At 57.7% G+C, this 25,658-nt stretch carries 19 protein-coding genes; 14 read left to right on the top strand and 5 right to left on the bottom strand.

All coding sequences use genetic code 11. The annotated features are described in order from the left end of the window. Positions 1 to 88: 88 nt before the first annotated feature. From AS89_RS0115575 to AS89_RS0115560, 4 genes are all read right to left on the bottom strand, one after another. Entirely contained in the window at positions 89 to 2,866 is a 2,778-nt protein-coding gene (locus AS89_RS0115575) for a TonB-dependent receptor plug domain-containing protein (RefSeq protein WP_010133654.1), read from the bottom strand. A 344-nt stretch (positions 2,867 to 3,210) separates the two neighbouring features. Continuing rightward, the gene (locus AS89_RS0115570) at positions 3,211 to 5,946 is read right to left on the bottom strand and encodes a TonB-dependent receptor (RefSeq protein ID WP_010133653.1); all 2,736 of its coding nucleotides are present in this window, start codon (positions 5,944 to 5,946) and stop codon (positions 3,211 to 3,213) included. Between the two features lie 293 nt (positions 5,947 to 6,239). After that, a complete protein-coding gene (locus tag AS89_RS0115565) occupies positions 6,240 to 7,289 on the bottom strand; it encodes a FecR family protein (protein WP_010133651.1) in 1,050 nt (349 codons plus the stop codon). A gap of 438 nt (positions 7,290 to 7,727) precedes the next feature. Beyond that, on the bottom strand, positions 7,728 to 8,258 hold the full coding sequence (locus AS89_RS0115560; RefSeq protein ID WP_010133650.1) for an RNA polymerase sigma factor: 531 nt from the start codon (positions 8,256 to 8,258) through the stop codon (positions 7,728 to 7,730). Between the two features lie 353 nt (positions 8,259 to 8,611). On the opposite strand from AS89_RS0115560, the gene dnaX reads away from it, so the two are divergent. The 10 genes from dnaX (at position 8,612) to AS89_RS0115510 (ending at position 17,466) form a co-directional block, all read left to right on the top strand. Then, positions 8,612 to 10,786, top strand: coding sequence for a DNA polymerase III subunit gamma/tau (gene dnaX, locus AS89_RS0115555; protein ID WP_010133649.1), 2,175 nt, complete (start codon positions 8,612 to 8,614; stop codon positions 10,784 to 10,786). A gap of 73 nt (positions 10,787 to 10,859) precedes the next feature. Beyond that, positions 10,860 to 11,207, top strand: coding sequence for a YbaB/EbfC family nucleoid-associated protein (locus AS89_RS0115550; RefSeq protein WP_029250090.1), 348 nt, complete (start codon positions 10,860 to 10,862; stop codon positions 11,205 to 11,207). A gap of 104 nt (positions 11,208 to 11,311) precedes the next feature. After that, positions 11,312 to 11,935, top strand: a complete 624-nt coding sequence (gene recR / locus AS89_RS0115545) for a recombination mediator RecR (RefSeq protein WP_010133647.1) — start codon at positions 11,312 to 11,314, stop codon at positions 11,933 to 11,935. Next, positions 11,936 to 13,096, top strand: coding sequence for a ribonuclease D (gene rnd, locus AS89_RS0115540; protein WP_010133646.1), 1,161 nt, complete (start codon positions 11,936 to 11,938; stop codon positions 13,094 to 13,096). After that, positions 13,093 to 13,386, top strand: a complete 294-nt coding sequence (locus AS89_RS0115535; RefSeq protein ID WP_010133645.1) for a YcgL domain-containing protein — start codon at positions 13,093 to 13,095, stop codon at positions 13,384 to 13,386. The genes rnd and AS89_RS0115535 overlap by 4 nt, the downstream gene beginning before the upstream one ends. A gap of 29 nt (positions 13,387 to 13,415) precedes the next feature. Next, entirely contained in the window at positions 13,416 to 13,868 is a 453-nt protein-coding gene (locus AS89_RS0115530) for a YcgN family cysteine cluster protein (RefSeq protein WP_029250088.1), read from the top strand. A gap of 159 nt (positions 13,869 to 14,027) precedes the next feature. Then, positions 14,028 to 14,390 (top strand): hypothetical protein, encoded by a 363-nt coding sequence (locus AS89_RS0115525; protein ID WP_100169411.1) that lies wholly within the window; start codon positions 14,028 to 14,030, stop codon positions 14,388 to 14,390. Between the two features lie 208 nt (positions 14,391 to 14,598). Further along, on the top strand, positions 14,599 to 15,279 hold the full coding sequence (locus tag AS89_RS0115520; protein ID WP_010133641.1) for a YEATS-associated helix-containing protein: 681 nt from the start codon (positions 14,599 to 14,601) through the stop codon (positions 15,277 to 15,279). Between the two features lie 150 nt (positions 15,280 to 15,429). After that, positions 15,430 to 16,275 (top strand): AAA family ATPase, encoded by an 846-nt coding sequence (locus AS89_RS0115515; protein ID WP_010133640.1) that lies wholly within the window; start codon positions 15,430 to 15,432, stop codon positions 16,273 to 16,275. Between the two features lie 9 nt (positions 16,276 to 16,284). Further along, positions 16,285 to 17,466 carry a vWA domain-containing protein gene (locus tag AS89_RS0115510; RefSeq protein WP_010133639.1) on the top strand — a complete coding sequence of 394 codons (1,182 nt, stop codon included), beginning with the start codon at positions 16,285 to 16,287 and terminating at the stop codon, positions 17,464 to 17,466. 163 nt (positions 17,467 to 17,629) lie between these two features. Here AS89_RS0115510 and AS89_RS0115505 read toward each other — a convergent pair whose 3' ends face one another. Then, positions 17,630 to 19,111: a peptide MFS transporter gene (locus tag AS89_RS0115505; RefSeq protein ID WP_029250087.1), complete on the bottom strand. Its 1,482-nt coding sequence runs from the start codon at positions 19,109 to 19,111 to the stop codon at positions 17,630 to 17,632. A 226-nt stretch (positions 19,112 to 19,337) separates the two neighbouring features. Between AS89_RS0115505 and hrpA the strand changes: the two genes are divergently transcribed. The 4 genes from hrpA to AS89_RS0115480 all read left to right on the top strand — a co-directional run bounded on the left by hrpA (position 19,338) and on the right by AS89_RS0115480 (position 25,613). Next, entirely contained in the window at positions 19,338 to 23,252 is a 3,915-nt protein-coding gene (gene hrpA / locus AS89_RS0115500) for an ATP-dependent RNA helicase HrpA (protein WP_010133637.1), read from the top strand. 306 nt (positions 23,253 to 23,558) lie between these two features. Further along, on the top strand, positions 23,559 to 23,888 hold the full coding sequence (locus AS89_RS0115490; protein WP_010133634.1) for an HvfA family oxazolone/thioamide-modified RiPP metallophore: 330 nt from the start codon (positions 23,559 to 23,561) through the stop codon (positions 23,886 to 23,888). Positions 23,889 to 23,917: 29 nt separating this feature from the next. Then, entirely contained in the window at positions 23,918 to 24,799 is an 882-nt protein-coding gene (locus AS89_RS0115485; protein WP_010133633.1) for an HvfB family MNIO-type RiPP peptide maturase, read from the top strand. Next, a complete protein-coding gene (locus AS89_RS0115480) occupies positions 24,789 to 25,613 on the top strand; it encodes an HvfC family RiPP maturation protein (protein WP_010133632.1) in 825 nt (274 codons plus the stop codon). The genes AS89_RS0115485 and AS89_RS0115480 overlap by 11 nt, the downstream gene beginning before the upstream one ends. Positions 25,614 to 25,658 lie beyond the last annotated feature (45 nt).

Here is a 25,658-nt window from a genome sequence, read left to right as displayed (position 1 = left end):
GCTCTAAGTGCAAATCCTGAATAAAAAATACTTTGCGGGCACAAAAAAGCCCCGCCATGAAGGCGGGGCTTGCAGGAGAGTAAAAACCTTAGAACTGGATAGTAACGCCACCGTAGAAGAAGCGGCCGACGGTGTCGTAGCTTCTCATCAGGGTGTTCATGTCATCGTTGTTGGTGACATACGGGGGTTGCTGGTTCCAGAGGTTGCGGATACCACCGGTGAAGGTGACGCCTTCCCACTGGAAGTAGTTGAAGTTCACGTCCTGGTACCAGGTGTTATCGATCTGCGTCGCCAGATCGCGAGGTGCCGGGTCGAAGTCGTCTACTTCACCAATCATGCGCACGGTGGTGAAAGCGCTCCAGCAATCGAGCTCATAGCCCACGGTGCCATAGAATTTCCACTCTGGGAAAGCCACGATGGCTGTGGTTACCGGATCAGCGAAGAAGAAGCCCGCCAGGTCGATGGTGGGGTCGTCCACGCTGCCGCGATATTTCCACTCGTGCAAATAGGTGGCGGTGGCATTCACAGTGATCAAACCTGGGCCTGCGGCAACGCTGTAATCGAAGCCGAGGTCGACACCGGAAGTCTCAAAGGTGGCGACGTTCTGGCTGTTCAATAGCTGGCCAGCAATGGTCAGGTCGGAAGCGCGTCGAGTCGGTGCACCGGCCGATGGGCTGGTACCCACTGCTGGTGCGCCGGTGATCAGGTCACACAGAGGTGAGCTGAAGTTGGCGCTCTCATAACAGCCCTGCACGATGGTGTCGGTGGTCAGGGTGCCGATGGCATCGTCGATGCTGATATCGAAATAGTCGAGAGTGAAGCCCATGTCGTCGGTCCACGACGGGGTCCACACGATACCCAGTGTCCAGCTCTCCGACTTCTCAGCCGCAAGATCCGGGTTACCACCAAACAGGCCGGTTGCCTGGGTCGACGAGATAGTGGTGCCGGGTGCAATGCCGTCTGCAGCACAGTTCGCACGGACATTGGGGTCATCGGCTGCGCCATATTCGTTACACGGATCCGCATAGGATTCTGCAGACACGGTTGGTGGCAAGAACAGGTCGTCGAGGCCTGGTGCGCGGAAGCCTTCAGAGTAGGTGCCTCGGAATCGCAGTTCGTCGAGCGGTGCGTATTCCAGTACCGCACCGAAGGTGGTGTCGCTGCCGATGGTGTTGTAATCGGAATAGCGGAATGAGGCCTCTACCGCGAGCACTTCTACCCAGGGTTCGCCATCCATGATAGGAAGCCGTACCTCACCGTAGAACTCGTCAACGCTGTAGTTGCCGCCCCAGGAGTCGCCGCTCACAAAGTAGATCTGACCGATTTGCGCGGCACCATCTGCGACGATTTCCACGCGCTCGGCGCGATGTTCATACCCTACCGCCCAGGCGGGTCCTTCACTGGCCAGGGACCAGTCACCGAAGTCACCTACCAGGTTCGCCTGCAAGCTGCGCAGTGTAGAGCGTTCGACCGGGGAGTTGGTTACCAGAGCGTACCTTTGCATTTCCGGGGTCAGGGTGCCCTCGGCAAAGGGGTTCCAGGCAACCTCGCCGGAGGCAGCAACGGCAGCCGCACAGTCAGGGTCTGCCGCACACAGGTCAGGATCCAGCAGGTTGCCAAAGCGCACGGTGTTACCGCGGCCGCGGTCAATCTGAGAATCTACCCAGCGCGCGTAATTATAAGAAAGATCCCAAGTCCACTCGTTGCAGAACTCGCCCTCAAGGCCAAGCACGCCGCGCCAGGTATTCAGATCCTGAGAAAAAGAGCGTCCCCCGGTTTCCTCCAGGCGACGGCCGATGTTCACCGGCTCCCCGATTGGGTTGTAGGGGTTGCTTACCGGTACTTCGGGGCCCCAGAAGGTGCCTTCTGCAGCCAGTAGCTGGTCGGAGCGGCGGTTAACGAAGGAGAGCTCGGTAAACGCATTGATATCGGTAAAGTCTTCCCAATCGTAGAGCTCGTAGGTGCCGTAGCCATACATGGAGGCAACTTCTTGCGGCGTAATCAGGTAGCTCACTTCGGCGAAGTTGTAGGCGTCCGTGGCGGCATTGAAGTCGCGCACCATGCCGGTCACAGGATCGACGATCAACTGATCGGAGTTGGCCGTGGGCGAGAAGCGTGCCGGTGTGGTTGTGGCGCTACCACCACACACAAGGTCGCCGCCAATTTCGCGCAGTGGGCACTCGGAGAAACGACGATCGCCCTGGCTGATGGTTTCGCGCTTGGTGTACTGCGCGTTAACCATGACGTGCCCTTTGTCATTCGAAGCACCCAGTGTCATCGCTGCGAGATATTCGTCACCGTCGCCATGCGTAGAGGAACCGTACTCGAACGTGAGCTCGGCACCCTCAAACCCTTTCTTGGTGATGATATTGATCACACCAGCGATGGCGTCCGAACCGTAAATAGTGGATGCACCATCGCGCAGAATTTCCACACGCTCAATAATGGAGACAGGGATGGTGTTAAGGTCCACCACGCCGGTTGCGCCGGCAGATGAACTGAGGCGGCGGCCGTTCATCAAAATCAGTGTGCGGTTAGAGCCCAAACCGCGCAGTGACACGGTGGAAAGACCGGCGCTGCCGTTGTTCACGGAAGAACCTAATTGACCACCCGTCATGGATGGAATGTTTTGCAGGAAGTCTTCCAGTGTTGTCTGGCCCGACTGCTCCAGTGCTGCCGCATCGAATACAGTGATAGGCGTGGCGCTATTGGCATCCGTCGCACGTTGAATGCGAGAACCGGTTACAACAATTTCCTCAACCTGCGCCTGAGCATCCTGAGCAAACGAAACGGTAGAAAAGCTGGATGCGACGGCTGCAGCTGCGATTGCGCCCTTGATTGCCCGAGAAAGACGGGTTTTGTCCATGGTATACCTCTCCTGATACCGGTAATGATCGCCGAATGTGGCTACGCCCTCCCTGACAACAACTTACTTCTATCAACAAGAGGCTTGCTATCAACCCTAGAACAATTTTTCACCGTTCAAGTCGATTCGTGAATGAAATTGCGCCTTTGGTACCGGTGCGCCAAAAGCGGCGTCAGAAGCGGGGAAAATGGCGAACGAGGTGTGCGTTGGTTGCGTAAAAGTACCGACAGGAAACGCCAGAGTGAATGGCGCGCGGGGAGTGCTTGAGAAAAATATTCTGCGTCAGCGCTTGGCAAATAAATGCGGCAGGAAAATTCGGGAAGAATTGTTAAGCGACGTTTGCTTTACATATTGAAGCTAAAGGTGGTGTACCAGTAGCGTCCGGTAATGTCATAGGTGCGCGCGTCAAAATTGTCGTTGAACGCGGAGGCGGCGAAGGGCGGGGCCTTGTCCATCAGGTTGTCGATGCCAATCGCAAAACGAAATCCAGAGGGTACCGCGTAAGCAACCTGAACATCGTGGGTGGTCCAGCTATCAATCTCCCGACTGACAAATTCGTTGTCGAGGGTGATGCGCTCTTTCAGGCTGTCTACGTAATGAATGGTGTAGCCGCCTTCCCAGCGCCCGCGCTGTACGTAAACACCGGTATTGGCTTTCCACTCGGGCAGTGAGCCAGCACCGCCACTCGCGGAGTCGACGAAGGTGCCATTCAAGTCTTCGATAGGGCTGCCCGGTGCCAGCTGGTTCAGGTAGCGATGAATGTGGCTGCCATTCATTGACCAGCGAATGAGCCCCAGCTCTTTCGACAGATGCTGATAGCGCATGGAGGCGTCAACGCCGCGCACTTCCCGCGCACCGATGTTGAGTCGTGTGGCGACAATACGCGTGATGTCACCGCCGGAGTCGCGCTGAACCCGATCGGTGAACAGCCCGTTGTTTGCATTCTGGTTGATCAGGTATTGCGGGCTGGTGTCGATAACATCGTTCTGGCGGATATCGTACAGGTCCAGGCTGGCATGGAAACCGGTAAAGTCGCCGGGAGTCCACACGATACCGAGGGAGCGGTTGTCCGAGGTCTCTGGCTGCAGGTCAGGGTTGCCACCGAATTCCGTCAGGTACTGGATGCGCGACTGATCTGCCTGCCCATCACAGCCGGGCAGGGCGGGCGCATCGCTGCTGGTGCAGGGGTCAAAAAGAAATTCCTGGCTTTGGTAGCCCGTCTGATTCATGTCCACCAGAGTAGGCGCCTTGAACCCGGTGGCATAACTAGCACGCACGAGAAGGGAGGGCCACGGACGCCAGCGCAAAGCGAGCTTGGGGTTAGCGGTGGTGCCAAAATCGCTGTATTCCGAGTAGCGCACTGCGCCATCCAGCCATAGGCGTTCAGCGGCCAGCGGGATGGAAATTTCTGCGAAGCCTTCGCCAATCAGGCGATGACCACTGGCGGCGCCGGAAGATGCGCCGCCGATGAATGAAGACCCATCGGCATCAATGGAGCGAAAGCGGATTTCTTCCCTGCGCAACTCGACACCCGCTGCCGCGAGGATGTCGCCCGCCGGGACCTTACCCAGCGGGCCGTCGGCAATGTACGTCACCGATGCCATTCGGCTTACACCATCCACATAACTGGTTGCACGGATGTAATCCAGCTGCTGAGCGTCAATACTGCCGGTTGTGCCGAGAAGATTCACGGGCACACAGTCGGTGTCTTCTACGCAAATATCGGGGCCCTTGAGCGCACGAGACAGGCGGTAGGGGTCGATCAGGTTGGCGAGGCGTTCACGTGCCCGCGTGTAGTGTGCGGCCGCAGTGAGCTCCCACTGCCAGTCGTCGATTAACCCCTTTAAGCCGGTGTTGAACCGGAAAGTGTCCGTGCCATTGTGTTGCTTGCGCGGGCCCAACTCGATGACCCGTTTGCGCACATCGACGATATCTTGGTTGAAAGGGTTATATATGTTGTCGCTGGAGATCGTCAGGTCGCCATTGTCAAAGCGGGTAAATACGGGCGTTGGCGCCAATGCGGCCTCTGAGCGCGTGCGGATAGCCATGGCTTCCGCGAATGCTTGCGTATCCCCCTCAAGGCGATGGTTCAGCGCCAGGTAGATAGACTGGCGTTCTGAGGGAACCAGCGCCGAGGTGTATTCGCGGAAGTTATACAGGTCTTCCATGGTCCATGGCCGGTACCCGTCGGGACCGTTGGTGACCACCTCATCCGCAAGGGCAATAAACCCCTGGGGTGAGGCAGCGGAGCGCAAATCGGTTCCGCCGCGACGCCGGTTGTCTGCAGAATCCGAAATGGCGCGATCGCGACTCAGCACTTCGCCCTGGCGGTAGTCCGCGAGACTCAGCATCAAGTGGGTCTCTTCGTTGCCACCACCCCAGGTCACACTATACGAACTGGTTTCCTGGTCCCCGCGCTCAGACTGGCCGTAATAACTGTTTACCGACAAGCCGTCGAAGTCTCTACGCAGCAATATGTTTACAACCCCGGCGATTGCGTCAGAGCCATACACCGCGGATGCACCGTCCTTTAATACTTCGATGCGGTCTACTGCGGAGAGGGGAATGGTGTTGAGATCCGCAGCTTCGCCACCAAAGCCATTGCTGACGATACGGCGGCCGTTGATCAGTACCAGGGTGTTGCTGGCGGGCAGGCCGCGCAGTGTCACGGTGGCGGTACCGTTGCCGCCGTTGGTGACCGAGGTGCTGGTAGAGTTCCCGGAGACCGCCGGCAGAAACTTCAGCAGCTCTGATACGGTCTGGGCCCCGGTGATTTCGAGTTCCGGTTGCGCCAAAACATCGATCGGCGCGTAGCTATCGAGTTTCAGGTAGCGCAAGTGGCTTCCGGTCAAGCTGCGACCGGTGACAATCACCTCTTCCTCTGGCAGGAGCGGGCTTTCCTCTTCAGCCTGCGCGGATTGCTGCTCTTTGGTCACCACCGCCACGGCGTTGGTGCCAGTGTGGGTAAAGGTAAGCTGGGTGCTTGCCAGCAATTGCTGCAGTGCAGGGGCAATACTGCCATCCGGCGTTGCCAGGTGTTGCTTTGGAACCTGAATAGAGGAGGCGCTATCTGCTTGCACGACGAGTGAAATGCGGCATTGGCGCCCCAGAGAAATGAGGGCTTTGGAGAGGCTGCCGGAGGGGAGTTCTACGCCGGATTTTGGGCAAGCGGCAAGGCTACTCTGCGAGAGTACCAATAGACCTGTCAGCGACAGTGTTGCCCAATGCCGGAAATTCAATGCGACTCATCCCGCCCGTATCCGGCGCGATCGGCGACCAGAAAACTCAGCTTATGTTTTAGTTGATGTCGTAAACGGGCGATCGTTTAGCTTATGGCTAAAAAAAGAACGATCACCAGGGCAGGATTTATATCTTACTTATGCTTGGGAGACAAGAGAGTCAGGTTGGGGTCGCTCTGGTCCTGATCGAGATCCAGGGCCGTGGCGATCGCCGACAGAGTGCTTTCCGGGTCGGTCAGCTCAAAGGTGCCGGACAGGGTGCGGTCGCCGACGTTGGCGGCGGCGGCTGCAGGAACCGCCAGATAGCGGTTCAATTCTTCCAGTGCTTCACTGAGCGGGGTGCGGTCGAAGACCAGTTGCCCGCGCGTCCAGTCCAGCGCTTCATCGGCCGAGGTCCCGCTGACATCGGACAGCCCGCTGCCAGAGACGCTAACTTTCTGATTGCGGGTCAATTTTACAGATTCGGGTTGCAGGCCACTGGCGGTGCGCGCTTCGCTCACGGCAACCACGCCACCGGTAACGGAAACGCGGGTGTTGTCGGGGTTGCGCTCGACATTGAACTGGGTGCCCAGCACGCGAATATTGGCTTCGCCCGCCGCCACTGTGAAGGGACGAGCAGTCTGGCGCGCCACATCGAAATAGGCCTCACCGCGCAGTAACTGGGTACGGCGTTCATCGCGGCTAAAGGTAACCACTAGCTCGGAATTCGTGTTCAGCTGCACTTGTGAGCCATCCGCCAACGAGACAGTGCGGGTTTCACCTACTGCTGTCGCATAAACCTGCTGCGCAGCGGGAGCCTGCTGCAGCCACTGATTGCCGACCCAAAGTGCAACGGTCAGGCAGGCGGCGACCGCACCGCCTCCCAGCAGCCACTGGGGCAGGTTCCAGCCACCGGCAGTCGCGGGCTTGCGAGAAGATGGTGTTTGCGCGGACGCGGCTTGGCTGGTCGGCACACTCTCTGGGTAGAGTTCATCCAGTGGCATGTGTGACAGGGCACCGAGATCGCCCCAGAGGTCAGCCATGGCATCAAAAGCCTGGCGGTTGGCAGAGTCGTTGGACATCCAGCTGGCAAAGGCACGGCGATCAGCGTCACTGATCGAATCGGAACGCAAACGCGCGATCCAGGCGCACGCCTGATCGAGCTGATCTTCCGTTGGTTCCTGTTGTACTTCCTGGAGGTTCACCGCACTAATACCTTTTTCCCGATCTATGGATCGAGCCGCCTGTCAGAGTTGTCATTTGAGCAGATGGTGACTAACAAGTTCCGCCATCATCCTGCCGCACCATCTTGGTGCTCAATATTGGCGCCCAAAACAACGTTTATATTCGTGATGCGCAATTTTTACGATAAAACGCCGCAAAATTTAGCATATTTTGAACGAATGGTCCGTTCTTTTTCACATGGATGCCGTTGCATACCAGTAAGACGATCCACCGCCCCTTGCCCTCAATACTTTTTTATGTTTTTGCTGCACGGCGGTGCGTTATTGCACGCCATGCGCCAAGCTTGTTCAAAGGTAGACCAAGTCGCAACCAATGTGCGATTAGTCGAAGGCCCAAGTGCGATAAGTGGATAAGATGCCGGGGCAGGCAGATGCGGGGCGGGCAGGTGTGGGCCCGCTTCACCGGATTCCGCCGGTTTTCTGCCGGCAGACTTTCAGTGCCTGCAGGATGTATTTCTCCACGCTGCTCACGGAAATGTTCATTTCCTGAGCGATATCGGAGTAGGAGAGGCCGCGGTTGCGGTGCAGCAGGAATGCCTGGCGGCATTTGAGCGGCAGGCTGTCCATCGCCTGGTGAATTGCCTGCAATTGCTGTCTTGCGGCCAGCACACGCTCTGGCGACTGATCAAAGCCGTATTCATCATCAGTGGGAGTGGCGCCCTCCGGCGGAAGCTGCTGGCTCACATAATCGATATGCAGCTTTCCGCGACGCAGTTGGTCGACCGCCAGGTTGTTGGCAATCTGGAAAAGGTAGGCTCGCGGGTTGTCGAGGTCTTTCTCGTCACTGAGTTTCTGCAGTCGCAGGTAGGCATTTTGGGCAATATCCTCGGCATCCTCGGTGCTTCGCACGATACGCGTGACAAAGCGCACCAGTGCCTGGCCGTGATCGGCAAAAAGAGATTCCAGAAGTGTCTTCCGGGCTTTGCTCATTGGTGGAAGGATTCCCCGTGTTGCGCTCGTTATGATTGTTATAAGGCCAACCGAGTTAGTTATAACACAGCTGGATAACGATCGACGAGTGGTCGTTTTGGCAAGATAAAGTGACTGAACTTATCAAAATGGTTCTTTTTGGTGCGTCGATCGCCGGCTGCAGGACCTTGCAGCGAGCACCGGGTCGACAAATTCAGTGACCCTGGGCGGATGCCTATTCCTGCGCGCCGATGCCGGTATAATGGCGGACTTCTCAAATTTCAATGCTAGCTTGCTCGGGGCATCCCGAATCGGCGGGCAGATTTCGACAAAAAGGTGGCGCCCATCTCGACTGGGACCACGGCGGAGAGCGAATGAGTTACCAAGTACTGGCACGCAAATGGCGGCCGCGGCTGTTTCGGGAAATGGTGGGCCAGGAGCACGTGCTTCAGGCGCTGATCAATGCCCTGGATAACAACCGTCTGCACCACGCCTACTTATTTGCTGGTACGCGCGGGGTAGGTAAAACCACCATTGCGCGGATTCTCGCCAAGTGTCTGAACTGCGAAACCGGCGTAAGCTCAGAACCCTGCGGTCAGTGCTCTGTCTGTACCGAAATCGCCGACGGGCGCTTTGTCGACCTGATCGAGGTGGATGCCGCCTCGCGCACCAAGGTCGAAGACACCCGGGAGCTTCTGGAGAATGTGCAGTACGCGCCGACCCGGGGCCGCTACAAGGTGTACCTCATCGACGAAGTGCACATGTTGTCCAACAGCTCGTTCAACGCGCTGCTGAAAACCCTGGAAGAGCCGCCGCCCCACGTCAAATTCCTGCTCGCCACCACCGATCCGCAGAAACTACCGGTGACGGTACTGTCGCGCTGCTTGCAGTTCAACCTCAAGAATATGAGTCCGGAGCGGGTGGTTGAGCACTTGCGCTTTGTACTGGAAAAAGAGCTGGTGCCGTTTGAAGAACAGGCCCTGTGGCATTTGGGTCGCGCGGCCGATGGCAGTATGCGCGACGCCATGAGCTTGACCGATCAGGCCATTGCCTTTGGTGGCGGCAAGATCAGCGAAGCAGAAGTGCGCGCCATGCTCGGCACCCTCGACAGCACCCTGGTGTGGAAGCTGGTGCGGGCACTCTCCGACGAAAACCCGTCTGCGCTGTTTGCTACCGTGGGCGAGCTCTCTGAGCAGGCGCCAGATTACAGCGCTGCGCTGGCAGAGCTGGCCTCCATTCTGCACCGTATTGCCATTGCCCAGGTGCTGCCGGAATCCATTGACAACGCGCTTGGCGACGCTGAATTGCTGCAGCACCACGCGGCATCCATGGCCGGGGAAAATGTGCAGTTGTTTTATCAGATGGCGTTGCTCGCTCGCCGCGACCTGCCTATGGCGCCGGATCCACGCGGTGGTTTTGAAATGGCGCTGCTGCGCATGCTGGCATTCAAACCGCAGGGCGTTGCGCATATCCCAACCGCGCCGCTTGCTGGTGCCAACGAACAACAGGCCCAACAGGCACCTCAGCAGCGTTCGGCTGAACCTTCGTCACAACTCGCGGCTCAGACCTCGAGTCCGGCCCCGAATCAGCAAGTGCCCGTAGAGCCAGCACGGCAACCTTCTCTGCAACCTTCTCAGCAACCACCGGCAGCAGAGCAGCCACAGCCGCAGGTGGATGATGCACCCCCCTGGGATGTTGAGCCCCAGGCGGGGCCTGGTTCCGAGGAGGTAATGCATGATGCGGGAAAAAAGCCCGCTCCTGAATTCGCCCCGGAGCCTCAGGTCAGTGCCCCGGTAGCCGAACCTGTGCATGAGGCGGCACCGGAGCCAGTGGTGGCACCGCAGCCTCCGGTGAACCAGCCTGTAGCCCAGCAGCCCGTAATCGAGCAGTCAGTTCAGCCCGACGTACGAGAAACCAATGTACAAGAAGCGGTTGTTGTTGAGCAGGCGGTCGAGCAACCGGTTGCGGTAACGGCTCCGGTATCACACCCGGACACCGGGCTGGATGAGCGTGCGGCGCTGCGGGAACGCTTGCGTCAGCAGGTGGCCGAGGTGCAGTCCGCGCCCCCCCAACAGGTTGCGCAGCCAGAAACCCCGGCACCAGTGAGTGAGCGTGAGCAGCAAGCTTCTGAGCAGGCGTCGACATCCGCCGCGCGTTTGGAAGCGCTTACCCCGGGAAGTTGGCCGGCCATGTACCCGCAAATGGGGGTGACCGGTATCCTGCACTCCATTGCCGCCAACCTGGAGTTACTGGGACGGCAGGACAATATACTGTCGTTTACTCTCGACCAGACTCGCAGCAGTCTGTACGACGAGGGGCACCAGCGCCGTCTCGCCGATGTGCTGAGTGATTTTTTCGGTCAGCCAGTCACCGTGCAGATTCAGGTGGGCGATGTCTATGGCGGTACCCCGGCGCAACTGATTGCGGCAACCAAGGAAGCCCAGCTGCTGTCTGCCCGCGATTCCCTGAACCAGGATCCGCTGGTGCAGGAGTTGCAAGCGGAGCTGGGCGCACAGCTGGTGCCAGACTCCGTCGAGTACCTGGGGTAACTGCGTGTAGTCTGGGTAACTCACCGGTTTGAAACGAATTAATGAAGTAAGTGGAAAATAGGTAATTGCCATGATGAAAGGTTTCGGCGATTTAATGCAGCAGGCGCAGAAAATGCAGGCCGACATGCAGGAGCGCATGGAAAAAATGCAGAAAGAGCTGGGTGACCTGCGGGTAACCGGGGAATCCGGAGCTGGCATGATCAAGGTCACCATGAACGGCCGCCACGATGTGGTAGATGTGAAAATCGATGCAAGCCTGATGAGTGAAGACAAGGAAATGCTCGAAGACCTGCTGGCCGCGGCGGTGAACGATACCGTGCGTCGCGTTGAAGAAGCGGTGCAGAAAGTGCAGAAAGAACAGATGGGTAACCTCGGTGCAGGCATGAACCTGCCGGAAGGCTTCAAGTTCCCGTTTGGTTGATAGTGCTGGTTGACCGCGCCTCAGGCAAAGCTCGCTAGCCGGTTTTGATGTCCCCAAGTTTTGCCGGGCCCGCAGCGGGCCCTTTTTACGTTTAAGCAAGAAATATGTTCAGCCCCCTGATTGAAGACCTGATTCGCGCACTGCGCTGCCTGCCCGGGGTTGGACCCAAGTCCGCCCAGCGCATGGCAATGTACCTGCTGGAAAAAGACCGCGACGCGGCGGGCCTGCTCGCCAGCTCGTTGCAGCAGGCGGTCGAGAAAGTCGGCCGCTGCAGCCGTTGCCGTACCCTGACCGAGCAGGAAGTTTGCGCCCTGTGCAACAACGCGCGCCGCGATCATACGCTGCTGTGCGTGGTGGAAACCCCGGCGGATGTGCTGGCGATTGAGCAGGCGGGTAACTATCACGGCCTCTACTTTGTATTGCACGGGCACCTGTCGCCTATTGATGGCGTGGGACCTGCGGATATTGGCCTCGATGTACTCGGCGAACGCCTGGGGGAAACGCAAAACAGTGAAGCGGGCGCAGAAGAGCCGATGATTCGCGAGCTGATCATTGCCACCAACCCCACCGTGGAAGGCGAGGCCACCGCCCAGTTTATTGCCGAGCGCGCGCGGGCCAAAGGGGTGGCGGTCAGTCGCATCGCCCACGGGGTCCCCATCGGTGGTGAGCTGGAATACATTGATGGCGGCACCCTGGCGCACGCCTTCAACAGTCGGACGGTGCTGTAAATGGCGGATTTATTTAACGCTGAGTCATTCAGTGCGGAAAGCAAGCAGCTGGTTGATGCCACACCGATCTGGATCGACAGCGATGAGCAGTTGGCGGAATTGTGTGCGCGCTGGCGCACCCAGAGTGCCATTGCGCTGGATACCGAGTTCATGCGCAGCCGCACCTTTTATCCACAGCCGGCGCTGGTGCAGGTGGGTGATGGTAAGCACTGCTACCTGATCGATAACCTTGCGATCGACAATTTAGTGCCCCTCAAAGAATTGCTGCAAGACACGCGCGTGGTGAAAATCATGCACTCCTGCAGTGAGGATCTGGAAACTCTGGAGCGCCTGCTCGGTGTAATCCCAGACCCGATTTTTGATACCCAGATCGCCGCGGCAATCAGCGGCATGGGGGCGGGCCTGGGCTATGCAGCCACGGTAAGCCAGCTGTTGCAGATCGATTTACCGAAAAGTGAAACCCGCTCCGACTGGCTGCAACGGCCACTCAGTGATTCGCAAAAAAACTATGCCGCATTGGATGTGGTGTGGTTGCCGTTGGTGTATGGCATATTGGTAAAGCGCTTGCGCGAGCAGGACCGTCTCGACTGGCTCTGGGAAGATTGTACAGCCATGGTGGCTGCCGCGCGTCAGCCTGAACCGCCTGCGCTGTATTATCGCAAGGTAAAAGGTGCCTGGCGCCTGCGCCAGAACCAGCTTGCGGTGTTGCAGGACCTGTGTGCCTGGCGTGAGCGCGAGGCCCGTGCGCGGGATATGCCGCGCAACCACCTGATCAAAGAAAATGTGTGCATGGCGCTGGCCCAGCATATGCCCAAGTACCTGGCTACCCTGGCACAGCCAGGGCTCGAAGGAAAAACCTTACGGCGCTATGGCGAAACATTGCTGGAAATTATTTCTGCTGCGGCCGAACGCGAGGACCTGCCCGCCCGACTGCCACAGCCACTGAACCGCGAACAGGGCGAGATCCTCAAGCTGTTGCGTAAAAAGGTTACCGAGCTGGCGGAAGCGGCGGGGCTGCCTCCCGAAATTCTGGTGCGCAAAAAAGAGCTGGAAGTGCTGGTGCAGGCCCAGCAACCAACATTGGAAGGGCGCCTTACTGGTTGGCGCCGTGCAGTAGTGGGTGAGCCGTTACTGCAGGCATTGAAAGAGTTAGATGTATGACTAAGCTCCTGTGCGATATTTACCGCAGCCCGCGGGAACAGGAAATGTATCTGTATGTACAAAAGCAGGAAGGGCTGGCGCGTGTGCCAGACAAACTGCAGGAACTGTTCGGCGAACCGGTACATGTCACGACCCTGATCCTGACCCCGGAGCGCACTCTGGCGCGTGCCGAAGCCGAGACGGTTATCAAGCAGCTGCAGGAGCAGGGTTTCTACCTGCAAATGCCGCCGGTGGTGGACGATGAAATGCGGGCGATTGCAGCACAGAACAGCAAGCTGTCTCGCGGCTGACATTCATTCATGCTGGTGAGGTAGCAATCGTGGTAAGTCAGCGGCCGTTCTGGCAAAGAAAATCCCTCGCGGAGATGACGGACGCCGAGTGGGAGTCGTTATGCGATGGATGCGGGCGCTGCTGTCTTCACCGGCTGCAGGATGAAGAGACCGGGGAAGTCGCCACGACCTGTGTTTCCTGCAAGTTGCTGGATGGCCACAGTTGTCGTTGTACAGACTATGCTAACCGCATGCAGCAGGTGCCGGGCTGTACCCAGTTGACGCCCCAGCGCGCGGTGGATTTTACCTGGTTGCCGGCAACCTGTGCTTATCGCATTCTCGCCGCAGGGGGTGACCTGCCCGACTGGCACCCACTGGTTTCCGGTGATCCCGAGTCGGTCCATCGCGCGGGTATATCGGTGCGTGACAAAGTCATCAGCGAAACCGAAGTAGATGTGGAAGACTACGAGGAATACATCGTTACCTGGGTTGGAGATGACTAGGTCGCAGATGGATAGATCTGTGATGAAGAGATCGATGATGAATAGTCGGATACCGCACCGGCGAAGCGCGCGATAAAAGATTTTTAGCGTGTATCTGTGACTGGATAATTCCGTTTCAAGGTGCACGACGTTGGCAGTAATAACAAGAGCAGAGAAATCGTGGAAGAGTTCAAATTAGCCTGGGCCGTGTATGCCGCTGGGGTAGTCGTTCTACTGGCGGCAGGCTGGTGGTTTATGCGGAACTGGGGGTGGTCCTGGGTGCGCAACCTGATTTTGCTGGAAGCGGCAACTGTGTTGCTGGTGCCGGCGCGGGGTGAAATGGCCGATGGCCCGCTGGTACCACTATTGCCGTTATTTGTGTATCAAACTCTGTTTGAGGAAGAGGGCGCCACGCCGGAAGTTTCTGCCAGCCTGGTATTTGCCGCCGCTGGAGCCTTTGCGGTGATGCTGGTTGTCGGGATTATCAAACTGATGTTGCGACGCCGCAAAGACCGACCCATGACGGAAAGTGACCAGTACTGACGTCGTATATCCCAATGCGTGCGCCAGTCTGTACCTCAGGCGGTTACTGGCGCAAAGTTCCTCTTTCCCCTTGGCTCGTCTGGGCCGTCCCTGCTGCTAGCTGCTATATCTACTAAAGCCCGTCGTAAAACAGCTAAACATATCGTTCTTAACAATCACAAAAAGTGCCTGTCGTGGCGTTTACTGTGCATGGAATGAAGGGACAGGGATGCTCGATCACCTCCTTATACTGACCGCCGTAATGCTGGTCTCCGGAATCCTCGGGGGCCTGGTCAATTATTACCAGATGTTGTTTACCGAAGAGGATCCCGCAGGCCTGGCACGCTGCCTGATCATGGGGCTGTGCGGCGCGTTAATGGTGCCGATCTTTTTGAAGTTCACCCAGAGCGACCTGCTGATCGAGATTCAGGGAAATCCCTCCCGGCTGCTGATCTTTACCGGCTATTGCCTGCTCGCCGCCATTGCTTCGCGCATGTTCGTGTTTAATGCCGCGCGTCGCCAGCTGCGCGACGCCAGTATCGCCCGTGCCCGCGTGGAAAATCTCGAGCAGGAAATCCGCGCTATGCAGCTGGAAATCATGCCGCTGCTGGAGCACGAGATTGAAGGGGATCCGGATCAGGGGCCGACCCTGGATTTCAACCAGATCCGCAAGCTCGACGACAACGCGCTGCATGTACTGAACCTGCTGAACAGCGGCGAGTGCGTATTCCGCTCTTTGGCCGGCATGGTGCAGGAGGGCAATATGGAGACGAACTCCGTGGCGCGCGCCCTGAACAGCCTGCTGGTGCTGGAGATGGTGGGCAAGATTCACAGCCACCTGGGCATTCGCTGGTACATCACCGACAAGGGCCGTCAGGTGGTGCGCCGTCGACGCACCGAGGCAGCCTGAACCCAGTATTCCTGACTGATATCTAATTCTTGGTCGCGCTTTGCCCGGGCGCGGCCGCTGCTGTCATCCAATCTGACCGATTCCGCCTTTGGCCCCCCGTGGGCTTCCTTTACCATGGATACTTACGATTCTCAGGCATTCGGAGTAGACATGAAATTCACCGGTACCGACAACTATGTGGCCACAGACGACCTGCAGATGGCGGTCGATGCGGCGGTAACCCTGCAGCGTCCTCTGCTGATCAAGGGGGAGCCAGGCACCGGTAAGACGCTGTTGGCGGAAGAGGTGGCCAGTAGCCTGGGGCTGAAGCTGATCCAGTGGCATATCAAGTCCACCACCAAGGCGCAGCAGGGCCTGTATGAATACGATGCGGTATCGCGCCTGCGCGACTCCCAGCTGGGGGTGGACCGGGTGCACGACATCGGCAACTACATCAAGAAGGGTAAGTTGTGGGAGGCCTTCGAGGCCGACGAGCGCGTGGTGCTGCTAATTGATGAAATCGACAAGGCGGATATCGAATTCCCCAACGACCTGCTGGTGGAAATCGACCGTATGCAATTCTTTGTCTACGAAACCGGGGAGACAATCACGGCCAAGCACCGCCCGATTGTCATTATTACCTCCAACAATGAGAAGGAGTTGCCGGATGCCTTCTTGCGCCGCTGTTTCTTCCATTACATCAGCTTCCCCGATCGTGCCACCATGCAAAAAATCGTGGATGTGCACTACCCGGACATCAAGCAACAGCTGGTGGCAGAGGCAATGGATGTGTTTTTCCAGATCCGAGACGTACCGGGGCTGAAGAAAAAACCTTCTACCTCCGAGCTGATCGACTGGCTGAAGCTGTTGATGGCGGATGATATTTCAGAAGATGTGCTGAAAAACCGCGATGGCAGCTCGGCGATTCCGCCACTTTATGGCGCGCTGCTGAAAAATGAGCAGGACGTACATATGCTGGAGCGTCTGGCATTTATGGCGCGTCGCGAAGGCCGCTAGAGCGAAACCATGCTCATTGGATTCTTTTTAAACCTCCGTCGCCACCAGCTCCCGGTGTCTATCACCGAGCTGCTGTCGCTGCTGGAAGCGCTCCAGCAGCGTCTGGTGTATGCCAACCTCGATGACTTCTACTTTCTCGCCCGCACCTGTCTGGTCAAAGACGAGAAGCACTTTGATAAATTCGACCGTGCCTTTGCCGCGTACTTCAAGGATCTGGAATCCCTCGACGACATTCTGGAGCAGATGATTCCGGAAGACTGGTTGCGCGCTGAGTTTATGAAACAGCTCAGTGACGAGGAAAAAGCCAAGATCGAGTCCATGGGTGGGCTCGAGAAGATGCTGGAAGAATTCAAGAAGCGTCTTGAAGAGCAGAAGAAACGCCACAGTGGCGGCAACAAATGGATCGGCACTGGCGGCACCAGTCCGTTCGGCAACAGCGGTTATCACCCGGGTGGTATCCGCGTGGGCGGCAAGAGCCGCAATAAATCTGCATCCAAGGTGTGGGAAAAGCGTCAGTTCCGCAACCTGGATGACAGTGTCAGCCTGGGCACGCGGAATATCCAGGTGGCGTTGCGCAAGTTGCGCAAGTTCGCGCGCAGTGGCGCCGCGGAAGAACTGGATCTGGATAACACCATTCGCTCAACCGCGCGCAATGCCGGCCTGCTGGATATCCAGATGGTACCCGAGCGTCACAATGCGGTAAAAGTGCTGATTTTTTTTGATGTGGGTGGCTCTATGGACCCCTACGTCAAACAGTGCGAGGAGCTGTTTTCTGCCTGCCGCAGTGAGTTCAAGCATCTGGAGTATTTCTATTTCCACAATTTTGTGTACGAGCATGTGTGGAAAGACAACCAGCGTCGCTATTCAGAATCCACACCGCTGGTAGAGGTACTGCGGACTTACGGCAAGGATTACAAAGTAATTTTTGTGGGTGACGCAGCAATGGCTCCCTATGAGATCACCAGCCGCTACGGCAGCGTTGAGCATATGAATGAGGAACCTGGCGCGGCCTGGATGCAGCGGGTAACCGATACTTACGATAAGCTGGTATGGCTCAATCCCACCGGTGAAGAATACTGGCAGTACACCGCCAGTACCGCTATGACCCAGAAACTCGTCAATGGCCAGATGTATCCGATGACTATTGAGGGGTTGGATAGGGCGATTGCCTATCTGGTGAAAGGGCGTTGATCGGAGTAATTACAGTCGACTGAAGGCAAAGTGCTGGGTGGAAGTTTTCGGGAGCGTCGGCGACAGGGACGTCGCCGACGCAGCGTACAGGGATGTATTCACAGCGGTCCCGAAAACTTCCACCCAGTGCTTTGCCGCCACTGTAGAAGTTTCCGGATTGAGGTTACTCCCCAAACTTTTTCTGTGGCGCAATATCGTGGTCCGCGGTAATGCCCACTTCTTTATCCACGGTCTCCTTGATTTCGGTATTCTCTTCCTCCGCACCGTGCATCCAGTCCACCAGTTTTTCGCGGATGAAGAACAGAATAATCCCGGCGGTAATCGCGGCGATTGCCACCCCGCCAAAAGTCGCCAGCGGCCCGGTTTCGCCCACGAGCTTGCCGATTTCCGCCGCACCCTTGTTTGCAATGCCAATAAACGCAAACCACAGGCCCATCATGACACTGAGGTAGCGCAGCGGAGCCAGTTTGGTCACCATGGATAGGCCAATGGGCGACAGGCACAGCTCACCAATGGTGTGACAGATATAGGCCGCTACCAGCCACCACGGGCTCGCCTTTGCGGTTTCTGAGTCACCGATCTGTAGCGCCGCGCCCACCATGGAAACGAAGCCCAGGCCGAGGAATATAAGCCCGAGGCTGAACTTTGCTGGCGAGGTCGGTTCGCGGGAACCGAGCCCTACCCAGATACTCGCCATCACCGGTGCAAGGATGATGATAAACAACGGGTTGACCATCTGCAGCCAGCTCGCGGGAATCTCAAAACCGAAAATATGCAGGTCGGTATTGTATTTGGCGAACAGGTTCATCGAACCCGCCGCCTGCTCAAACCCGGCCCAGAAAATCACCGTGAACAGGCCCAGGATCAGGATCACCTTGATGCGGTCGCGCTCTTCCAGAGTCAGTGGGCGCTTTTTCTCTGCATCGCCGAGGTTTGGTTTCAGGCCGAGTTTGGCGGACGGCTGGTTGCCGATTTCACCGAGCAGCTTGTTTGACTGGGTAGCCTGCAGGATCAGGCCCAGAAGCATGCCCAGGCCGGCGCAGAAAAAGGCCAGCTGGTAATCCACTTTCTCACCGATCCAGCCGATAACCAGATAGCCGAGAATGGAACCCAAGTTGATCCCCATATAGAAAATAGTGAACGCGGTATCCCGGCGTTTGTCGCCTTCTTCGTAGAGGTCCCCCACCATGGTGGAGATGTTGGGCTTAAAGAAGCCGTTGCCGAGGATCATCAGGGCAAGGCCCAGCCACAGCATGTAGATCTCGGTACCGTCCGGTAGCCAGCTGTGGGGGAAGCCCAGGGCAAACTGCCCGAGCATCATCAGCACGCCGCCAAACATGATGCAGCGCCGCTGGCCCCATTTGTTGTCTGCCATCCAGCCGCCAATGATGGGCGTCAGGTACACCAGCATGGCGTACCAGCCCAGGTAGCTGAGCGCCTTGGACTGCAACTCCGACTGCGACAGTGCCTCCCAGCCAAATACCGCCGCGGTGGTCGCCGAGGTCAGGTAGAACACGAAGATGCCGCGCATCCCGTAGTAGCTGAGGCGTTCCCACATCTCGGTGCCAAACAGGAGGTATAACCCCTTGGGGTGTCCCATCATCTCCCCGGCACTGGCTGGGGGTCTTGGCTTGAGGTCTTGCATGGAGGCTCCTCGAAGTGGCCGCAGGTACGCGGCGAGCTGGTCTGCACGATAGTCGAGCGCGGTGGTAATACGCGCCTTTCGCTTGAGTATAGGACAGGTATGACGGGCGCAATTCTAAGAAGAGGCGCTGGGAGTCCCCAGCGGGTATCCGCGGGGTATAATGTCCCGCTTGCTAATCAGGCCGCCTCAGGGGCCTGAACAAACAGTCACTCTATTAAGCGGTTTCATGAGTTCCGAATCCCCCAGCCAACCGAGCCCCGAGTCCGTAATCCAGCAGTGCGCACAGTTGCTGCCGCAGTGCATGGGGCGCGACCGCTATCGCCTGAAGCGCAGCCTGAATAACGCGCGGCGGCGCCTGCAAGAGGGCAAACCTGTGGACCGAATGCTGGCCCAGCTGCAGGGTCAGTTGGCAGAATCGGTGGCATTGGTCGAGGCGCGCAAACAGAAACTGCCCAAGGTCGAGTGGCCCGAAGGGCTGCCGGTGGTGGCCCGCCGCGAGGAAATTGCCGAGTTGATTGCGGCAAACCAGGTTGTGGTGGTGGCCGGTGAGACAGGCTCGGGTAAAACCACCCAGTTGCCCAAAATTTGCCTGGAACTGGGGCGTGGCATTTCTGGGCAGATCGGCCACACCCAGCCCCGGCGAATCGCCGCGCGCACCGTGGCCAACCGTATTGCCGAAGAACTGGGGCAGTCTTTAGGAGATTCCGTCGGTTACCAGGTGCGCTTCACGGACCAGAGTACCGAGCATACCCACATCAAGTTAATGACCGACGGTATTCTGCTGGCGGAAATTCAGCGGGACCCGCTGCTCAATCATTACGACACGCTGATTATCGATGAGGCGCACGAGCGCAGCCTGAACATTGATTTTCTCTTGGGTTATTTGAAAACCATTCTGCCCAAGCGCCCCGACCTCAAACTTATCATTACTTCTGCGACCATTGACTTGGAGAAGTTCTCGCGGCATTTCGATGATGCGCCGATTATCGAAGTCTCCGGGCGTACCTATCCGGTGGATATTCACTACCGCCCACCTGCCGATAGCGATGCGGATCTGAACCAGCAGGTAATCGAAGCGGTCGAGGAATTACTGCAAGAGGAAAAAGCCTCCCCCCGTCGCGGCGGCGATATTCTGGTATTTATGAGTGGAGAGCGAGAAATTCGCGAGTGTGCCAAGGCGCTGCGCGACGCACAGCTGCCGCATATTGATGTGTTGCCACTCTACGCCCGCCTGAGCTTGGCCGAGCAGAGCCGCGTGTTTGCACCGCACAAGGGGCGCAGAATTGTACTGGCCACCAACGTGGCCGAGACCTCGATCACCGTGCCCGGTATCCGCTATGTTATTGATCCGGGTACCGCACGTATCAGCCGCTATAGCTATCGCAGCAAGATTCAGCGCTTGCCGGTGGAAGCTATTTCCCAGGCCAGTGCCAATCAGCGCGCGGGCCGCTGTGGCCGGGTAAGTGCCGGTGTGTGTATTCGCCTGTATGAAGAAACCGATTTTGTTCAGCGTCCGGAATTTACCGATGCCGAAATCCTGCGCACAAATCTGGCCGCGGTCATTCTGCAGATGCTGCAGCTGCGCATCGGCGATATCCGCGAATTCCCATTTGTCGATCCGCCGGACCAGCGCCTGATCAATGACGGCTATAACCTGCTGCAGGAACTCAAAGCGGTGGATGGCAAGGGCGCGGTCACCAAAATGGGCCGTGCGCTGTCGCGCTTGCCGCTGGATCCGCGACTGGGGCGCATGTTGCTGGAATCCGGTGCCACCAAGAGCCTGCGTGAGCTGCTGATTATCGTCAGCGCGCTGGCAGTGCAGGACCCACGCGAACGCCCGGCGGAGAAGCGCCAGGCAGCGGACGAAAAGCACAAGCAATGGCTGCACGAACAATCCGATTTTCTCACCCTGGTGAATTTGTGGGATGGCTTTGAAGCCCAGCGCCAGGAACTCAGTCAGAACCAGCTACGCAAGTGGTGTCAGAAAAACTTCCTGTCCTGGCTGCGGCTGCGTGAGTGGCGAGACATCCACCACCAGCTGCGGGTGGCCATTCGCGATCTGGATTTGAAAATGAATTCAGAGCCCGCGGATTACGCCAGTGTGCACAAGGCGATCCTGCCGGGGCTGCTCGACAATATCGGTGTGCGTGATGAAAACAAGGAATTCCTTGGCTGTCGCAACCGCCGCTTTCATGTATTTCCCGGGTCCGGGCAATTCAAGAAGCCGCCGCGCTGGCTGGTGGCCGCGCAACTGCTGGAAACCAGCCGTTTGTTTGCACACACCGTTGGCAAAATCGAACCAGACTGGGTGCTCGGCTGCTCCGAGCACCTGGTAAAGCGCAACTATTTTGAGCCCCATTACAATCCTCGCTCCGGCGCGGTCATGGCGTTCGAGAAGGTGACGCTGTACGGCCTGGTACTGGTGGACAAGCAGCGCATCCATTACGGCAAGCTCGACCCGGTGACCGCGCGCGAAGTGTTTATCCGTGAAGCCCTGGTGGAGCAGCGTTACCGTGGCAAGGGCAAATTTTTCCGGCACTTCAAGAAGCTGCTGGAAGAGCTGGAAGATCTTGAGGCGAAATCCCGCCGCCGGGATATCGTGGTCGATGACGAGGTGGTGTACCGCTTTTTTGACGAGCGCGTGCCTGCGGATATTGTGAACCTGGCAGGGTTTGAAAAGTGGCGCAAACAGGCAGAGCAGAAAGATCCACAGCTGCTGTTCATACCTCGCGAGCTGATGATGCAGCAGGATGCGGGGCATGTGGGCGAGGCGCAGTTCCCAGACTCCCTCACCAGCGGGGGCATTGAATATCCCCTCAGTTATCACTTTGAGCCGGGCAGTGTCGACGACGGTGTGAGCATCCAGGTACCGGTCGGTGCCCTGCACCAGGTCCCTGCGGCCCGCCTGCAGTGGGTGGTGCCCGGTATATTGCGGGATAAATGCATCGCCCTGGTGAAAAACCTGCCCAAGCAATACCGCAAACACTTTGTGCCGGTGCCGGCCGCGGTGGATAAAGCCTTGCCCAGCATGCAGCCGGGCAATACGCCCCTATGGCAAGCTCTAGCCCATGAGCTGAAGCGCCAGACTGCGCAGGATCTGCCAGAGGACGCCTGGGTGTCTGCCGAGCAGGCTGTCGAGGACTTTTATCGTTTCAATATTCAGGTATTGGATGAGAACGGCCGTTTGCTGGATCAGGCCCGGGACCTGGCGGAATTGCAGGCGCGCTATCGCGATCGCGTGCAGCAGGAGCTCGCCAGCGCCGGCGACGATTTCGAACGCGTGGGTATTACCCGTTGGGATTTCGGCGACCTGCCGCACACCCACCAGTTGGATCAGGGCGGCCTGAAGGTGCGGGCGTATCCAGCACTGATCGCCAACAAAGATAGTGTCGACCTGAAGCTGCTGGACAACCCGGATGAAGCGGCGCGCTTCACCCGCGCCGGCATTTGCCGCCTCGCGTTACTGCATCTGCCAGAACCGGTGAAATATCTGCGCAAAGAACTGCTCAAGGGCAAAGAGCTGGGATTGAGCGCCGCTGACCTGGGGCGTCGCGAAGAGGTGGCGGACGATATCCTGATGGCCGCAGCGCGGGAGTGTTTCTGGGCGGATGAGAAATGGCCCCGCAGCGAGCGCGAGTTTGTTCAGGCACTGGAGCAGCGCGAACGGCTGATCGCCATCGCCCAGGAAATTGGCGAGCTGCTAGTCAAGGCGCTGGCGCAACTGGTGCCCCTGCGGAAAAAAATCAAACAACAGAAAAACCTTGCCGTCGCCATGGCCGTGGGTGATATCAACAACCAGTTGGCCGGGCTGTTTTATCGCGGTTTCCTGTTCCACACCCCGCTCGAGTGGCTGCGCCAGTATGGCCGCTACCTGAAAGGGATCGAGTTGCGCCTGGAGAAGGCCGCGCTGGACCCGAACCGCGATCGCAAGCTCAGCGGCGAGTTCCAGCAGGCCAGCGAGCCCTACCAGGACTTTGCCGCCGGCCGCGACCCGCAGTTGCTGTCTGGTGACCCGGGGATACAGCAATACCGTTGGATGCTCGAGGAGTTTCGCGTCTCGCTATTCGCGCAAACTCTGAAAACCCTGATGCCGGTTTCCATCAAACGATTGCGCAAGATCTGGTCAGAAATTCAGGGGTGAGCCGTTGTCCTGGTGTTTTTTTGTGCACCAGCACTGCATGACAGCGTTGTACCAAAAAAACTTGGCTGCCCTGTGTAAGAAGCGAATCGGCAGGGCGACTAATGGATAGCCGCTAAGGAAAACGCGGTTAGGTGGACCAAGTTCACAGTTTTGATCGCCTCGACAAAGGGCATTGAACTCAAATTGTGAACCGCTGGTCTGACTTTGAGGGCAACCCATTCACGGGAAACTATAATCCGGGAGCGGGGTGTTCGCGCCGCGAGCGTGAAGAGCCTTAAATTTTGGTACAAGATCAGGAGATCCGTCATGAACAAGAAAAATCTGCCTCTCGCTGCGGCCGTTGGTGCTGCTTTTATCGCCTCCGCGACCCTCAGCGTATCCACTGCTGCAAACCCGTTCACTGCAACTGAGCTGACCGCCGGTTACAACCTGAAACTTGCTGATGACCACGGCAAGAAAAAAGAAGGTAAATGCGGCGAAGGTAAGTGCGGCGAAGAGGGTAAAAAGAAAGAAGGTAAATGCGGCGAAGGTAAGTGCGGCGAAGGTAAAAAGAAAGAAGGTAAATGCGGCGAAGGTAAGTGCGGCGAAGGTAAAAAGAAAGAAGGTAAATGTGGCGAAGGCAAGTGTGGCGCCTAACCCAGCCTGACACCTAAGCTGATAGTCTTATGAAGACCAACACGCAACGGGATTACCCGGTCCAGGGCGCAGGCCTTGGACTGCGGCGCTCGATGATGGGCGAATCGCCCAACCCATCCGCTGTGGACTTTCTTGAAGTCGCGCCGGAAAACTGGATTGGCGTTGGTGGCCGCTACGGCCGCTGGTTCCGCGAATACACCGAGCGCTTCCCGTTCGTTTCCCATGGGCTTTCCCTGTCCATCGGGTCTCCGGCGCCTCTGGATGAGGCGCTGGTACATTCAATCAAAGATTTCATCAAGACGCATAACATCCGCTGTTATAGCGAGCACTTGAGCTACTGCTCGGATCACGGGCATCTTTACGACCTGCTACCCATCCCGTTTACCGAAGAAGCGGTACATTACGTGGCCGGTCGAATCCGCCGGGTGCAGGATATTCTTGAGCAGCGCATCGCCATGGAAAACGTTTCCTATTACGCCGCGCCTGGCCAGGAGATGGATGAGCTGACGTTCCTGAAGGCGGTGTTGCAGGAAGCCGACTGCGACCTGCTGCTCGACGTCAACAACATTTATGTAAACGCGATTAATCACCGCTACGATCCAGAGCAATTCCTGCTGGGTTTGCCCGCAGAGCGTATTCGTTACGTGCATGTGGCGGGGCACTTTGACGAGGCCGAAGACCTCAAGGTTGACACTCACGGTGCGCCGGTGATTGACCCGGTATGGGCGCTGCTGCAGAAAGCCTATGCAGCCTTTGGCCCCATGCCCACATTACTCGAACGGGATTTCAATATTCCGCCGCTCCCCGAACTGTGTGAAGAAGTCGCCCAGATTCGCCAATTCCAGGCGGCTGCGGGAGTGCACATGCACGGCGCAGAGCCTCCAGTGGCGGAGGTGATGCATGGGCGATAGCAAGGTAATTGACAACTCTGTGGCGGAAGCGGATGCCGGATTCCAGTTGATGCAACGCTATTTTGCGGCACACCTGCGTGCCCCTGCAGAGGTGGCGGCGCCGGCGGGGATCGAAGATCGCCGCATGGGCATCTATCGGGATCTGATCTACAACAACATCGAGTCCTTTATCTCCGGTGGCTTTCCGGTTCTGCGCAGTATTATCGCGGACGATGCCTGGCACGGCATGGTGCGGGATTTTGTCCAGCGGCACTGTTCCCATAGCCCTTACTTCCTGCAAATCAGTGAAGAGTTTTTGCAATACCTGCAAAATGAGCGCGCGCAATCGACTGCCAGTGGGCAGGACGTGCCGTTCCTATTGGAACTGGCGCATTACGAGTGGGTAGAGCTGGCGCTGGATGTGAGCCCAGAACAATTCCCCGACGATGTACGCGAGGACATCGCCCCGGATGAAATGCTGGAGTTGGCGCCAATTGTATCTCCGCTTGCCTGGAGCCTCAGCTACCACTACCCGGTGCATCAAATTGGCCCCGCGTTCCAACCCACTGAGCCCGGCTCTGAACCCACCTGCCTGGTGGTGTATCGCAATCGCGAGGACGATGTGGGTTTTATGGAAGCCAATCCAGCAACCCTCCATTTGCTGCAGCTTATTGAGCAGGCCCAAGCGAGTGAGTCGCAGAGTACTCGCCAATTGTTATTGCAGCTGGCGCAGGACATGCAGCACCCGGAGCCCGAGCAGCTCCTCGGGTTTGGCTTGGAATTGGTACAAAAGCTATATCGGCTCGACATCATTGCGGGTTTCCGCGCGCCCTGAGCCGCTTCTGGTATAACGCTCAACGCCATTGACCAAAACTGCCAG

It is taken from the genome of Microbulbifer agarilyticus S89 (assembly GCF_000220505.1).
Lineage (GTDB): Bacteria > Pseudomonadota > Gammaproteobacteria > Pseudomonadales > Cellvibrionaceae > Microbulbifer > Microbulbifer agarilyticus_B.
Note: the sequence above shows the minus strand (reverse complement) of the source record. Positions and strands in the feature narration are given on the sequence as shown.

Excerpts from the sequence above, each read along its gene's own strand:
- AS89_RS0115550 (WP_029250090.1), top strand. The coding sequence starts at position 10,860 with ATGAAAGGTTTCGGCGATTTAATGCAGCAGGCGCAGAAAATGCAGGCC.
- AS89_RS0115510 (WP_010133639.1), top strand. The coding sequence starts at position 16,285 with ATGCTCATTGGATTCTTTTTAAACCTCCGTCGCCACCAGCTCCCGGTG.
- AS89_RS0115485 (WP_010133633.1), top strand. The coding sequence starts at position 23,918 with ATGAAGACCAACACGCAACGGGATTACCCGGTCCAGGGCGCAGGCCTT.
- AS89_RS0115480 (WP_010133632.1), top strand. The coding sequence starts at position 24,789 with ATGGGCGATAGCAAGGTAATTGACAACTCTGTGGCGGAAGCGGATGCC.
- AS89_RS0115520 (WP_010133641.1), top strand. The coding sequence starts at position 14,599 with ATGCTCGATCACCTCCTTATACTGACCGCCGTAATGCTGGTCTCCGGA.
- dnaX (WP_010133649.1), top strand. The coding sequence starts at position 8,612 with ATGAGTTACCAAGTACTGGCACGCAAATGGCGGCCGCGGCTGTTTCGG.
- recR (WP_010133647.1), top strand. The coding sequence starts at position 11,312 with ATGTTCAGCCCCCTGATTGAAGACCTGATTCGCGCACTGCGCTGCCTG.
- AS89_RS0115575 (WP_010133654.1), bottom strand. The coding sequence starts at position 2,866 with ATGGACAAAACCCGTCTTTCTCGGGCAATCAAGGGCGCAATCGCAGCT.
- AS89_RS0115515 (WP_010133640.1), top strand. The coding sequence starts at position 15,430 with ATGAAATTCACCGGTACCGACAACTATGTGGCCACAGACGACCTGCAG.
- AS89_RS0115560 (WP_010133650.1), bottom strand. The coding sequence starts at position 8,258 with ATGAGCAAAGCCCGGAAGACACTTCTGGAATCTCTTTTTGCCGATCAC.
- AS89_RS0115535 (WP_010133645.1), top strand. The coding sequence starts at position 13,093 with ATGACTAAGCTCCTGTGCGATATTTACCGCAGCCCGCGGGAACAGGAA.
- AS89_RS0115490 (WP_010133634.1), top strand. The coding sequence starts at position 23,559 with ATGAACAAGAAAAATCTGCCTCTCGCTGCGGCCGTTGGTGCTGCTTTT.
- AS89_RS0115505 (WP_029250087.1), bottom strand. The coding sequence starts at position 19,111 with ATGCAAGACCTCAAGCCAAGACCCCCAGCCAGTGCCGGGGAGATGATG.
- rnd (WP_010133646.1), top strand. The coding sequence starts at position 11,936 with ATGGCGGATTTATTTAACGCTGAGTCATTCAGTGCGGAAAGCAAGCAG.
- hrpA (WP_010133637.1), top strand. The coding sequence starts at position 19,338 with ATGAGTTCCGAATCCCCCAGCCAACCGAGCCCCGAGTCCGTAATCCAG.